Annotated in this window: 11 protein-coding genes; 1 reads left to right on the plus strand and 10 read right to left on the minus strand. The window is 71.2% G+C overall.

What is annotated here, in order from left to right; all coding sequences use genetic code 11:
* Nucleotides 1–8: 8 nt before the first annotated feature.
* Nucleotides 9–686 carry an L-ribulose-5-phosphate 4-epimerase gene (locus ACIG87_RS07710; protein ID WP_396849133.1) on the minus strand — a complete coding sequence of 226 codons (678 nt, stop codon included), beginning with the start codon at nt 684–686 and terminating at the stop codon, nt 9–11.
* Nucleotides 683–2,380: a ribulokinase gene (gene araB / locus ACIG87_RS07715; protein WP_396849135.1), complete on the minus strand. Its 1,698-nt coding sequence runs from the start codon at nt 2,378–2,380 to the stop codon at nt 683–685. Before araB ends, ACIG87_RS07710 begins: the two co-directional genes overlap by 4 nt.
* Nucleotides 2,381–2,739: 359 nt before the next feature.
* On the opposite strand from araB, the gene manD reads away from it, so the two are divergent.
* Nucleotides 2,740–3,948 carry a D-mannonate dehydratase ManD gene (manD, locus tag ACIG87_RS07720; RefSeq protein WP_396849137.1) on the plus strand — a complete coding sequence of 403 codons (1,209 nt, stop codon included), beginning with the start codon at nt 2,740–2,742 and terminating at the stop codon, nt 3,946–3,948.
* Between the two features lie 62 nt (nt 3,949–4,010).
* On the opposite strand, the gene ACIG87_RS07725 is transcribed toward manD, so the two are convergent.
* The 8 genes from ACIG87_RS07725 to ACIG87_RS07760 all read right to left on the minus strand — a co-directional run bounded on the left by ACIG87_RS07725 (nt 4,011) and on the right by ACIG87_RS07760 (nt 13,224).
* Nucleotides 4,011–4,421: a VOC family protein gene (locus tag ACIG87_RS07725; RefSeq protein WP_396849139.1), complete on the minus strand. Its 411-nt coding sequence runs from the start codon at nt 4,419–4,421 to the stop codon at nt 4,011–4,013.
* Nucleotides 4,422–4,431: 10 nt separating this feature from the next.
* Nucleotides 4,432–4,884: a helix-turn-helix transcriptional regulator gene (locus ACIG87_RS07730; protein WP_396849265.1), complete on the minus strand. Its 453-nt coding sequence runs from the start codon at nt 4,882–4,884 to the stop codon at nt 4,432–4,434.
* 145 nt (nt 4,885–5,029) lie between these two features.
* The gene (locus ACIG87_RS07735) at nt 5,030–7,237 is read right to left on the minus strand and encodes an alpha-glucuronidase (RefSeq protein ID WP_396849141.1); all 2,208 of its coding nucleotides are present in this window, start codon (nt 7,235–7,237) and stop codon (nt 5,030–5,032) included.
* Between the two features lie 58 nt (nt 7,238–7,295).
* Nucleotides 7,296–7,979, minus strand: coding sequence for a hypothetical protein (locus ACIG87_RS07740; RefSeq protein ID WP_396849143.1), 684 nt, complete (start codon nt 7,977–7,979; stop codon nt 7,296–7,298).
* Entirely contained in the window at nt 7,976–9,529 is a 1,554-nt protein-coding gene (locus tag ACIG87_RS07745; RefSeq protein ID WP_396849145.1) for a xylan 1,4-beta-xylosidase, read from the minus strand. Before ACIG87_RS07745 ends, ACIG87_RS07740 begins: the two co-directional genes overlap by 4 nt.
* Nucleotides 9,530–9,606: 77 nt before the next feature.
* Nucleotides 9,607–11,244: an extracellular solute-binding protein gene (locus tag ACIG87_RS07750; protein WP_396849147.1), complete on the minus strand. Its 1,638-nt coding sequence runs from the start codon at nt 11,242–11,244 to the stop codon at nt 9,607–9,609.
* Nucleotides 11,245–11,299: 55 nt separating this feature from the next.
* On the minus strand, nt 11,300–12,241 hold the full coding sequence (locus ACIG87_RS07755; protein ID WP_396849149.1) for a carbohydrate ABC transporter permease: 942 nt from the start codon (nt 12,239–12,241) through the stop codon (nt 11,300–11,302).
* Nucleotides 12,238–13,224: an ABC transporter permease gene (locus ACIG87_RS07760; protein ID WP_396849151.1), complete on the minus strand. Its 987-nt coding sequence runs from the start codon at nt 13,222–13,224 to the stop codon at nt 12,238–12,240. Before ACIG87_RS07760 ends, ACIG87_RS07755 begins: the two co-directional genes overlap by 4 nt.
* Between the last annotated feature and the right edge of the window lie 3 nt (nt 13,225–13,227).

The following is a 13,227-nucleotide window of genomic DNA, read 5'->3' on the forward strand; positions in this document are numbered from 1 at the left end:
GGACGGGGTTACGGCCCCGGCTGCCCGTAGACGTTCTGGTAGCGGTCGTAGAGCGAGTCGATATCCGCCTGGGCCATCGGCACGGGGGTACCGAGGGCCCGGGTCAGATGTGCGGTACGGGCCACGTCCTCGCACATCACGGCGGCCTTCACCGCCGCGCGGGCGTCCCGGCCGATGGTGAAGACGCCGTGGTTGCGCATCAGCACCGCGGGCGAGCGGTGCCCGGACAGGGTCGCCACGATGCCCTTGCCGATGTCGTCGCCGCCGATGAGCGCGAACGGACCGACCGGGATCTCGCCGCCGAACTCGTCGGCCTGGGCGGTGAGGTGGCACGGGATCGCCTCGCCCCGGGCGGCCCAGGCGGTGGCGTAGCCGCTGTGGGTGTGCACCACCCCGCCGACCTCGGGCATCGCCCGGTAGACGTAGGCGTGTGCGGCGGTGTCGCTGGACGGCGACAGGTCGCCCTCGACCACGACGCCGTCCAGGTCGCAGACGATCATGTTGTCGGCCCGCAGGTCGTCGTAGGACACCCCGCTCGGCTTGATGACCATCAGCTCCTGGCCGGGCACCCGGGCCGAGACGTTGCCGGCCGTCCAGGCCACCAGGTTGTAGCGGACCAGCTCGCCGTGCAGGCTCGCCACCTGCTCGCGCAGCCGGGCCACCTCGGCGTCGAGATCGAGGGTCATGCCGGCACCTCCAGGGGGTCGGTGGTCGCGCCGGCCGGCTGCCCGGCGGCCGGGCGACGGGCGGCGTTACGGATGGCGCGCAGCCGCAGCAGCACGTCGTCGCCACCCCGGCCGAAGTGGTCGTGCAGGCGGCGGTACTCGGCGTAGAGCGCGTCGTAGGCGCGGGCCCGGTCCGGGTCGGGCCGGTACACCTCGCGGTCCACCCGGCCCATCGCCGCCGAGGCGGTCGGCACGTCGGGGTACGCGCCGGCCGCGACCGCCGCGTGGATCGCCGAGCCCAGCGCCGGGCCCTGCGCCGAGCCGATGATGCCCAGCGGACGCTTGGTCACGTCGGCGTAGATCTGCATCAGCAGGCTGTTGCCGGTGAGCCCGCCGGCCACGATCAGCTCGTCGACCGGAACTCCCGCCTCGGCGAACGCCTCGATGATCATCCGGGTGCCGAACGCGGTGGATTCCAGCAGCGCGCGGTAGACGTCCGGCGGCCGGGTGGCCAGGGTGAGCCCGACGAGCACCCCGCTGAGATCATGGTTGACCAGCAGCGACCGGTTTCCGTTCCACCAGTCCAGCGCCACCAGGCCGTGCGCGCCGACGGGCTGCGCGGCGGCGGCGGTGGTCAGCTCCTCGTGGGAGGCGTACCCGGCGGGGGCGGCGTGGTTCACGTACCAACCGAAGATGTCACCGACGCCGCTCTGGCCGGCCTCGTAACCCCAGGAGCCGGCGCTGATCCCACCGTCGACCACTCCGCACATGCCGGCCACCTCGGCCCGCTCGGTGCCGTTGACCACGTGGCAGGTGGAGGTGCCCATGATGGCGACCAGCCGGCCGGGGGTCAGGGCCTGCGCGGCGGCGGCGGTGACGTGGGCGTCGACGTTGCCGACGGCCACCGCGATCCCCTCCGGCAGCCCGGTCCAGGCGGCGGCCTGCGCGGTCAGCCCACCGGCCCGCGCGCCGAGCTGCGCCAACGGTCCGTCGATCTTGGCGACGAAGTCGGCGAAGCCGGGGTTCAGCGCGGACAGGTACGCCGGGGACGGGTAGTGACCGTCCTGGAGGAGTCCCTTGTAGCCGGCGGTGCAGACGTTGCGGGTCTCGACGCCGCAGAGCTGCCAGACGATCCAGTCGGCGGCCTCGATCCAACGCTCGGCGCGGGCGTAGACCTCCGGGTCCTCCTCCAGCAGTTGCAGCGCCTTGGCGTACTGCCACTCGGCGGAGACCTTCCCGCCGTAGCGGCCGATCCAGGACTCGCCCCGGGCGTGGGCCAGCGCGTTGATCCGGTCGGCCTGCGGCTGGGCGGCGTGGTGCTTCCACAGCTTCACCCAGGCGTGCGGGCGGGTACGCAGGTCGGGCAGCTCGCACAGCGGGGTGCCGTCGGCCAGCGTGGGCAGCACGGTGCAGGCGGTGAAGTCGATGCCGACGGCGACCACCTGCGCCGGGTCGACGCCGCTTTCGGTCAGCGCCGCGGGCACCGCGTGCCGCAGCACGTCGCGGTAGTCGTCCGGGTCCTGCAACGCCCAGTCGGCCGGCAGGGTCTGGCCGTCGACGGCGAGCGTCCCGTCCATCACGCCGTGGCGGTACTCGTGCACCGCCGTGCCCAGCTCGGCGCCGTCGCCGACCCGCACCACCAGCGCCCGACCCGACAGCGTGCCGTAGTCGACGCCGACGACGTACCGGTCCTGCGGCTTCGCGCCTGCATCCATGCCGTTCTCCGTTCGATCGTTGGGGGCAAGTGTTAGCGCTCACATGGAATCCGTCAAGGCGCATTCAGGTAACACTGCCGTAACCATCCTGAGCGGCTCTGGCACGGCGTTGACGACCACCACCCCGACCAGCCATCGAGTGTCCGCCATGCGCCGCACAGGTGAGCGGTCACATCTGTGCGGCCGGGCGGGCTCTTGACACACCTCGGCGGACGGTTTCAGACTTCGGGGCGACCGTCGCGCGGGCCGGAAGGCGGACCGGGCGGGCGACGACCGGCCCCTGCGCCGTCGTCGAGGGGCCGCAGGCCGGGCATGCGGGGCGGACCACGCGGTCTTCGTCGCCACACGAAGGGGACCGAGTGAGGATCGTCGACGCCCGGGTCATCGTGACCTGTCCGGGCCGCAACTTCGTCACCCTGAAGATCGTCACCGACGAGGGGGTCACCGGAGTCGGGGACGCCACCCTCAACGGCCGGGAACTGGCCGTCGCGTCGTACCTGCGCGACCACGTGGTGCCGCTGCTGATCGGGCGGGATCCGGCCCGGATCGAGGACACCTGGCAGTACCTGTACCAGGGGGCGTACTGGCGGCGTGGGCCGGTGACGATGAGCGCGATCGCCGCCGTGGACACCGCGTTGTGGGACATCAAGGGCAAGGTCGCCGGCCTACCGGTCTACCAGTTGCTCGGGGGCCGGTCCCGCGACGGGGTCACCGTCTACGGGCACGCCAACGGCGAGACCGTGGAGGCGGTGCTGGCCGAGGTCGCCCGCTACGTCGACCTCGGCTACCGGGCGGTCCGGGTGCAGTGCGGCGTGCCGGGCCTGCCGAAGACCTACGGGGTCAGCGCCGACAAGCTGTTCTACGAACCGGCCGACGCGGCCCTGCCCAGCGAGGCGACCTGGTCCACCCCGCGCTACCTGGCGCACGTGCCGACGGTCTTCGCCCGGGTACGCGACGAGTTCGGCCCCACCCTGCGGCTGCTGCACGACGTGCACCACCGGCTCAGCCCGATCGAGGCGGCCCGGCTCGGCAAGAGCCTGGAACCCTACGCGCTGACCTGGATGGAGGACCCGGTCCCCGCCGAGCTGCCGGAGGGCTTCCGGCTGATCCGGCAGCACACCACCACCCCGGTCGCCGTCGGCGAGGTCTTCAACACCATCTGGGACGCCGCCCAGCTCATCCGGGAACAGCTCATCGACTACATCCGCACCACGGTGGTGCACGCCGGTGGGATCACCCACCTGCGCCGCATCTTCGACCTGGCGGCGCTGCACCACGTCCGCAGCGGCTCGCACGGGGCGACCGACCTCTCCCCCGTCTGCATGGCCGCCGCCCTCCACCTCGACCTCGCCATCCCCAACTTCGGCCTCCAGGAGTACATGCGGCACACCGACGCCACCGACGAGGTCTTTCCGCACGGCTACCACTACGCCGACGGCTACCTGCACCCGGCGGAGACCCCCGGCCTCGGGGTGGACATCGACGAGGAGGCGGCGGCCCGTTACCCGTACGCCCCGGCGTACCTGCCGGTGAACCGGCTGGAGGACGGCACCGTCCACCCCTGGTGAGCCGGGCCGACCCGGGTGGCACAGCCGCGAACGGGGCGGGCCGCCTCGGGCACCGACTCCGGTCAGCGCAGTTCCTGGATGCGGATCAGGTTCCCGGCCGGATCGCGGAAGGCGCAGTCGCGCACCCCGTACGGCTGCTCGATCGGCTCCTGGACGACCTCGGCGTCGCCGGCCTGCACCTTCTCGAAGGTGGCGTCGAGGTCGTGGGTGGCCAGCATGATCCACCCGTAGGTGCCCTTGGCCATCATCTCGACGATGGTCCGGCGCTCCTCGTCGGTGACACCCGGGTCGGCGGCCGGCGGGGCCAGCAGGATCGACGTGTCCGGCTGGCCGACGGGGCCGACCGTGATCCAACGCATCCGCCCCTTTCCGACGTCGTTGCGGACCTCGAAGCCGAGGGTGTCGCGGTAGAAGGCCAGCGAGGCGTCCGGATCGTCGTGCGGCAGGAAGCAGGTGTGAATGGAGATGTCCATGCCGGTCACGCTAGGTGAGGATCGAGGCCGGCGCTTCTCGATTCCTGACCGGTCTGGTCACCTGTTTCGTCAGGCACGGCGGCAGCTCCGCCGGGGCGAGCACCGCCCGGACCCGGTAGGTGCTCGGTGGGACGCCGACCAGCTCGGTGAAGCGGGTGCTGAAGGTGCCCAGCGATGAGCAGCCCACCGCGAAACAGACGTCGGTGACGCTGAGGTCACCCCGGCGCAGCAGCGCCATCGCGCGCTCGATGCGCCGGGTCATCAGATACGCGTACGGCGACTCGCCGTAGGCACGGCGGAACTGGCGGCTCAGGTGCCCGGCCGACATGTGCGCGCCCCGGGCGAGCGCCTCGACGTCCAGCGGCTGCGCGTACTCCCGGTCGATCCGGTCGCGGACCCGGCGCAACCGGGCCAGGTCGCGCAACTGCTGCTCGGGGACGGATCTGCTGGTCACCTCCGTGATCGTGCCACGTCACGCCGGGTGCCGCCCGCGCCACCCCGCAGGTGACGCCGACGCCGGCCCGCCGGGGCGGCGGGGCGGCGGGGCGGCGGGGCGGCGGGGCGGCGGGGCGGCGGGGCGGCGGGGCGGCGGGGCGGCGGGGCGGCGGTCAGTGGATCCGGCGGCCCCGGGCGTCGGGCACCCCGGACTTGCGGAAGAAGTACGTGTTGATCTGGTCCCGCCACTCGGTCGCGCAGCGTAGCTGCTCCTCGAGGCGCTCGGCGACCCGGTCGTACACGGCCCGGTCGATCACATCGGCGAGCCCTCGCCACCGGTCCCGCATCGCCACCACCTCCTGCACCCCGGCGAAGTGGGTGTCGTAGATGTGCTGGATGACCGTGGACCCGCTGTGCAGGACGTGGGAGTACGGCACGTGGTGGAAGAAGAGCAGCAGTTCGTCGGGGCACCGCTCGGGCGACTCGTACACCTGGGACCAGGGTGGGGGGTACTGGCCGGCGAAGCCGGTGCCGGTCGCCCGGGTCCGGTCCACGCCGACGCCGTCCCGGTCGGCGAAGTGGTAGGTGCCCCACCTGCTGTACTCGTAGCCGTCCACGCCGGGGCCGTAGTGGCCGGCCGGGTTCACCATGAAGCCGACGCCCAACGGGGCGGTGTACCGCTCGTAGGTGCGCCAGGAGTCGTCCAGCACCGCGTGCAGCGTCTCGCGCACCAGCGCCGGATCACCGACCGTCGGGGCCGGGAAGGTCAGGTCGATCCACTCGTCGAGGATCGCGCCCGGCTCCAGCCCCGGATCCCAGGCCAGCCGCCCGAAGGCGTACAGGTTGGCCTGGGCCAGCGGGTGCCCGCACCAGAACGGGTCGTCACCCACGTTGGAGACGGCGACCAGATCGCCGCCCCGGCCCGGCCCCGGGCCGGGCACGTCCGCCAGGACGTCGGCGACAGTCCGCTCCTGCGGCCCCCACGGCCGGAAGCCCAGCACCTCGCTCCACCAGGGGGCGAGGTAACAGGCATGCCACTGCTGGCCGGTGTACTCCTGGGTCACCTGCAACTCCACCGCCAACCGGGTGGCCGGCATGGCCGCGATCACCGGCGAGACCGGCTCCCGGGGCTGGAAGTCGACCGGACCGTACTTGACCTGGAGGACCACGTTGTCGGCGAACCGCCCGTCGAGCGGGGCGAAGTGGTCGTACGCGGCGCGGGCCCGGTCGGTGGTCCGGTCCCGCCAGTCCTGCCGGTGGTCGTAGACGAACGCCCGCCAGTGCACCACTCCCCCGTGCGGGGCGAGCGCGTCGGCCAGCAGGTTCGCCCCGTCGGCGTGGTCCCGCCCGTACGTGAACGGTCCGGGCTGCCCCTCCGAGTCGGCCTTCACCACGTACCCGCCGAAGTCGGGAATGCGCGCGTAGACCCGTCTGGTGGTGGCGTCCCACCAGTCCCGCACCCCGTCGTCGAGGGGGTCGGCGGTGGGCAAACCACCGAGGACGACGGGGGCGGCGAAGGTCACCGACAGGTGCACCCGGACGCCGTACCGGCGCAGCAGGTCGGCGATCTCGGCCACGTCGTCGAGGCGGTCGGTCAACAGCCGCGCCTCGACGGCGCCCACGTTGACGTTGTTCACCGAGATCGCGTTGATCCCGCAGGAGGCCAGCAGCCGCCCGTACGCCCGCAGCCGGTCCCGGTCGCCGTGGGGAACGCCGTCGCGCCAGAAGATCGAGCCGCCCGCGTAGCCCCGCTCCACCTGCCCCATCACCGGGTGCACGGCCACGTTGTCCCAGTGGTCGAGCATCCGGCGGCGCAGCGCGGGTCGGTGCGGCTGCGCCGGGCGGTCCCCGGTGAACGCGGCCTCCCCGAGCCGGACCAGCTCGAACAGCCCGTAGAGCAGTCCGGCCGGCGCGTCGGCCAGCACCACCGTGACGTCGTCGACCCGGACCAACAGGAACCCCTCGTCGCCGAGCGGCCCGTCGTCGCCGACCGGCGTCGCCGTCGCGTCGACCGGCACCACCGGCGGCACCGGTTCCGTGCCGCGCAGGGCGAGTACCAGGTCGACGGGGCCGCCCACCATGGGGCGCTCCACCACCGGGTCGTCCACCGCGGGGCGCTCCACCGCCGGGTCGTCCGCCGCGGGGCCGGACCCGGTCGCGGGTGGGGCGGGCGAACCGGTCGCCGGTGCGTCGCCGGACTTCGCACCGACGCCGGTCCGCCATGCCTGCCCGCCGTGTCCGGCGCAGGCCCACACCACCTCGTCGAAGACCGTGTCGACGAGCGGACCGTCGCCGTGCACCAGGACCCGGCGTGCGCCGAGGGCCCGGAACGCCTCCGGTGGCAGCCAGGCGGCATGCGGTTCCGGTTCCCCGCCGTTCATCGGTCCGCCCACCGTGCCGTGGGCCCCGGCGTCGGTGCGGTGCTGGTGATGGGCAGGATCATCCGGTGAAGTCCTTCCGTACGAGGTCGATCATCGGGGTGCCGATCCGCAGGTATGCCAGGACGAACAGCACCGCCAGCAACGCCAGCAGCGCCTCGGAGAAGAGCACGGTGAGCGCCACGGCGGCGGCCAGCAGCAGGATGGTGCCGGCGGTGACGGCAGGCGTACGGACCAGGAAGTACAGCGCCAGGCGGAGCACGTCCCGGGTGCGGAAGGTGAACAGCGAGGCGATCACCAGGGCGTTGGCGCCCACCAGCACGACCCCGACGCCCACGCCGATCAGCGGCACCGCCCAGCCGGACGGGACGGCCGCGACGGAGAGGTGGGTGAGGTTGACCGCGATGACGGTCAGCCACAGCAGCAACGGCGTCCAGATCCGCAGCACCTGCGGCAGGTTGGCCCGGTAGCCCTGCCGGAACCGGGCGGCGGGCCGCAGGTCGGTCAGGTCGGGGCGCTGATGGTGCAGGGCGTACAGGGCGGCGGAGACCGCCGGACCGACCGGGAGCAGGCAGACCGCGACCAGCGGCAGGTTGCTGGCGTCGCGACCGAGCAGGAGCAACGGGACCAGTCCGGGCAGGGTGGCGAGCGCCAGCAGCAGTCCGACGACGAGCAGCGTGTACACCGACGCGGCGGCCCGCGACAGGGGACCGTCGCCGAACTCCCGCCAGGTCTGGGTGCTCACGACCGCTCGTCCCGGTCGTCCGGTGGGGTCCGCTCCGGGACGTCGCCGAGCAGTCGGGCCTCGTCCCACCACGGCGGGGTCTCGTCGCGTACCGGGGTCAGCTCGACGAGGGTGACCTCGTGCCGGGTCAGGGTGAGGTCGAGGGCGACCCGGCCGGCGGCGACCGGCAGGGCATGGTGGGAGCGGGCCGGCTCGGCGGCCTCCCGCAACGCGTCGAGCTGGCCCGGTCGGGGGGATCGGGGCCGACCCATCTCACCCCAGGCCGCCCAGGCGTTGCCGGCCTCCTCGCTGACCGACGAGCGGAGCAGGAAGACCGACGTGGCATCCGGCGGACCCACCGGCACCGACAGGGCCACCGGGTGCCGGTCGGGCACCGGCGCGTGGCCGGTCACGTCCACCGGGGCCCAGGCCAGGACGGCGACCCGGCCGTCGGGGTGCCGGGTGACCAGGTGGTCCGCCCCGCGCGCCAGCACCTCGTCGCCGAGCCGGGCCATGAAGGCGTACAGGTGGTAGGTGGGCTTCTTGATCTGGCGGTGGGTGAGCAGGCCGAAGCCGCCGTGGAACAGCGCGGTCGGCACCCCCTGCTCCTCGAACATGTCGCTGAACGTCCAGTACGAGAAGGAGTCGACCAGGTCACCTCCGGCGGCCAGCACCGGGGCGAGGTACGCGGCGTGGAACGCCGTGTCGTGGATCGGGTTGTCCGGCCGGTAGGAGGAGTTGAACTCGGTGATGTGCACGGGCAGCTCCGCCAGGGCGGTGCCGTACAGGTGCCGGCGCGGCGCGGCGAACTGCTCCAGCAGCGCCGACGCCGGGGTCAGGGTCTGGTGGGTGCCGAAGGGCACGTGCTGGGCGGGGCCGGAGGTGTAGGCGTGCCGGCTGACGAAGTCGACCGGCACGTCGTGCGCGGTGACGAAGTCGGCGAAGGGTTTCAGCCACTCGTCCGCGCCGGGCGAGATCGCCGGGCCACCGACCTGCAACCCGGCGTCGACCTCCTTGACCGCGTGCGCGGAGACCTCGTACAGGCGGTGGTAGGCGTCCCGGTCCGCGCCCTGCCAGAAGTCCGTCAGGTTCGGCTCGTTCCACACCTCGATCGGCCAGCCGCGCACCTCGTCGAGGCCGTACCTGTCGACCAGGTGGGCCACCGTGGTCCGGACCAGGTCGGCCCACTCCGACCAGCAGCGGGGCGGGGTGACGTTGCCCTGCCACCAGAACACCGTCTGGTCGCCGGAGGCCAGCCCGGAGGGCATGAAACCCAGCTCCACGAAGGGCCGGACACCCAGCTCGAGGTAGGCGTCGACCACCTGGTCGACGTAGGTGAAGGAGTGGTGCACCCGGCGTTCGCCCTGGTGTTCGTAGGGGCGGTGGACGCCCACACCGTCGCTGAGCAGGCCGTGCCCGCGAATGTGCCGGAAGCCGATGTCCCGCTGGATCAGGGCCAGCGAGTCCTGGTAGTCGCGTCGCAGGGCCAGCTCGAAGCGCCCGGTGCCGACGCAGCGACGCCAGGCGTCGGTGAGCCGCCCCACGGGTTGGGCGGGAACGGTGATCCGCATCGTCGTCCGTCCTCTGGTCGTCGCCGCGCCGGATGACCGGTCCGGCCGGGCCCGGGGCGGGCCCGGCCGGACGCCGGTCAGCCGTTGTCCTTCTGGAACCGCTCGTACGCCTTGTTGACCAGCCCGATGTACTGGTCCGAGTTCTTGGCCTTCAGCTCACCGAGGTAGGCGTCCCACTCGGTGAGGGGCCGCTGGCCGAGGATGAACTTCAGCGAGTTCTGGACGACGTGGTCCTTCAGCGGGGTCTCCCACAGCGACACCTGCTCCCGCTCCTCATCGGTGAGCGGGGCCGGCGGGGCCACCGGCAGCGGCGTCCGGGCGTTCATCACCTTCTGGAACTCCATCTCCTCCGGGGAGAAGAAGGACTGCACCAGGTCGAGCTTGCCGCCGTACGAGAACACCCCGTTGCCGAAGCCGAAGTCCTTCTGCAGGTGCTTGCTGCCCTTGGGGTTGAGCCCGATCATGTCGACGTCGGGGGTCAGGGTGCGCTTGCCGGCGGCGTCCTTGGTGAAGGTGGTGCCCTCGACGCCCCACTTGGCGAACTCCTCGCCGGCGTCGGAGTAGTACAGCCAGTCGATGAACTGCATCATGGCCACGAAGTTCTTGCTGTCCCGTGCCTTCTTGGAGATCATGATGCCGTTCTCCAGCCGGCTGGCCGGGTTGATCTCGCCAGCCGGGCCGACCGGCAGCGGGATCTTCGTCAGCTTGGCGTTCGGCTGGGTCTTGGCCAGGTCGGGGCGGTAGTCGTTGACCAGGCTCTGGGCGTTGCTGCCGATGACGAAGGACTTGCCGTTGGCGAGCTTCTGCCGGGCCTGCTCATCGCTCTGGGTGAAGCTCTCCGGGTCGAGCAGCTTCTCGGCCACCAGCTTGTTGAGGTACTGGAGCACCTGCTTGTACTGCTCGGTGGCGCCGGTGTAGACGAACTTCTTGGCCGCCGGGTCCCAGGTGGCAGGGTCCCAGCTCCAGCCGGTCCGGATGCCGTGCGCGGCGCCGACGATGCTCAGCAGTTCCCCGCCCGGGTTCGGCTTGCTCCACCGGTCCGAGTACGGGTACGAGTCGGGGTACCGCGCCTTCATCGCCTTGAGCACGGTGTACAGCTCGTCCCAGGTCCTGGGGATCTGGAGGTTGAGCTGCTGGAGGATGTCGGTGCGCACCGCGATCGAGTACTCGGCCCAGGGCTTCTCGTGCAGGCCCGGGAGCAGGTAGAACTTGCCGTCGGACTGCCGCAGCGTGTCGAACTCCGGCTGGAGGTTCCACTTGGCGATCTTGTCCTTGAGGTTGGGCATCAGGTCCAGGTAGTCGCTCACCGGGAGGATCGCGCCGGAGGAGACGAAGGCGTTCTCCGAAGGGTGGTAGGTCTTCGGGATGATCAGCGGGGCGTCCCCGGCGCCGATCAGCAGGCTGCGCTTCTGCTCGTAGTCGCTCAGCGGCACGGCGACCGGTTCGAGCTTGACGTTGGTCCGCTTGGTCAGCTCCGACCAGAACAGCCAGTCGTCCTTGAGCGGATAGTTCGGATGGTTGTTGTAGAGGATGGAGAAGGAGAGCGGCTCGGTCGCCTTGAACTGCGCGTCGAGCCCGAAGTCGGCCATCGCGCCGGCCCGGTTGCCGGAGAGGTCCTTGGCCTCCGGGGCGTCCTCGGAGCAGGCCCCGACGAGGGTGAGGGTGAGCAGCCCGGCAGCGGCTATCGCCACGCGGCGCCACGTCCTGTGGAACATGGCTCGTCCTTTCGATGGTGTGGTGGGGGTGGAGCGGGTGGAGCGGTCGGGCGGGCTACCCCTTGACCGCGCCGAGCATCACGCCGGACACGAAGAACCTTTGGATGAAGGGGTAGACCGCGAGGATCGGCAGGGTGGTGAGCACGATGGTCACCGCCTGGATGGTGGCCGCCGCCTGGACCGCGTCGGATTCCGCGACGCCACCGGCGGACTGCGCTCCGGTGGCCCCGGCGATGAGGTTGCGCAGGTAGACCGTGACCGGGAACAGCTCCTGCCGGTCCAGGTAGAGGAAGGCGGTGAACCAGGAGTTCCAGAAGGACACCGCGTAGAACAGCAGCATCGTGGCGATGATCGCCTTCGACAGCGGCAGCACGATCCGCAGCAGGGTGCCGTACGTGCTCAGCCCATCGACGGCGGCGGCCTCCTCCAACTCGACCGGCAGGCTCTCGAAGAACGCCTTCATCACCAGCAGGTTGAACACGTTGATCGCATTGGGCAGCACCACCGCCAGGATGCTGTTCTTCATCCCCAGGCTGGTGATGAGCACGTAGTTGGGGATCAGCCCGCCGGAGAAGAACATGGTGAACACGGCGATCCCGACGAGCACCCCGCGTCCTTTGAGCTGGTGCTTCGACAACACGTACGCGTAGCAGGTGGTCAACACGATCGAGATGGCCGTGGCGACGACGGTGTAGACCACCGTGTTGCGGTAGTTCGTCCAGAACATCGGGTCGGACATCACCAGCCGGTAGGCGGTGAGGTTGAAGCCCTGCGGGACGAGGTTGACCTTCCCCGCGATGATCGGCGCCTCGTCGCTGAGCGACCGGGCCACGATGTTGACGAACGGGTAGAGGGTCACGATCACCACGAGGGTCAGCACGACCCCGTTGACCGCCTGGAACACCCGGTAGCCCCGGGTCGGCCGAATGCCCCGCCTGGCCCGGGGTCGCGGGGCGTCCGGCGTCTTCGGGCCGGCCGCCCCGGGCGCCACGGTCACCACAGGCTCGTCCCCACGGTACGCCGGGAGATGGTGTTGGCGCCCAGCACCAGGATCAGCCCGATCACCGCCTCGAACAGGCCGATCGCGGCGGCGTAGCTGAAGTTGCTGGACTCGAAACCCATCCGGAACAGGTACGTGGAGATCACGTCGGCGGTCGGATACGTCAACGGGTTGTACAGCAGCAGGATCTTCTCGAACCCGACCGCCATGAAGGTGCCGATGTTGAGGATCAGCAGGGTCACCATCGTCGGCCGGATCCCGGGCAGCGTGACGTGCCAGGTCTGCCGCCACCGGTTCGCCCCGTCGATCCGGGCCGCCTCGTAGAGATTCTCGTCGATAGTGGTCAACGCCGCCAGGTAGAGGATGGTCCCCCAGCCGACGGTCTGCCAGACCTCCGAGGAGACGTAGATGGCGCGGAACCAGCCGGGCTGCTGCAGGAACGGCACACCCTCCCCGCCGAGGCCGCGGACCAGCTGGTTGACCGAGCCGTCCATGGACAGCAGCTGCATCACCATCGCCGCCACGATCACGATGGACAGGAAGTGCGGCAGGTAGGACACCGACTGCACGAACCGCTTGAGCCTGCGGGTGCGGACCTCGTTGAGCAGCAGCGCCAGCACGATCGGCAGCGGGAAGCAGAGCAGCAGGGTCAGCGTCCCCAGCACCAGGGTGTTGGTGAACACCTGCCAGAAGGTCGGGTCGGCGAGAAACATCCGGAAGTACCGCAGGCCCACCCAGTACTCACCCAGGACGCTGCCGCCGGGGCTGAACCGGCGGAACGCGATCACGTTGCCGATCATCGGCAGATATCGGAAGACCAGGAAGAACAGCAGCGGCAGGACGGCCAGCGAGTAGAGCTGCCAGTCCCGGCGCAGGGCCCGTCCCCAGGGGTGGCGGCGTCGCCGCCGGGAGGCCGGGCCGGACTTCACCGGAGCACCGCCCGGGGTCGGTGGCGAGGACCGCAGCGTCTCGGATGTCATCCT

This window comes from Micromonospora sp. NPDC051925 (assembly GCF_044548625.1).
Taxonomy (GTDB): domain Bacteria; phylum Actinomycetota; class Actinomycetes; order Mycobacteriales; family Micromonosporaceae; genus Micromonospora.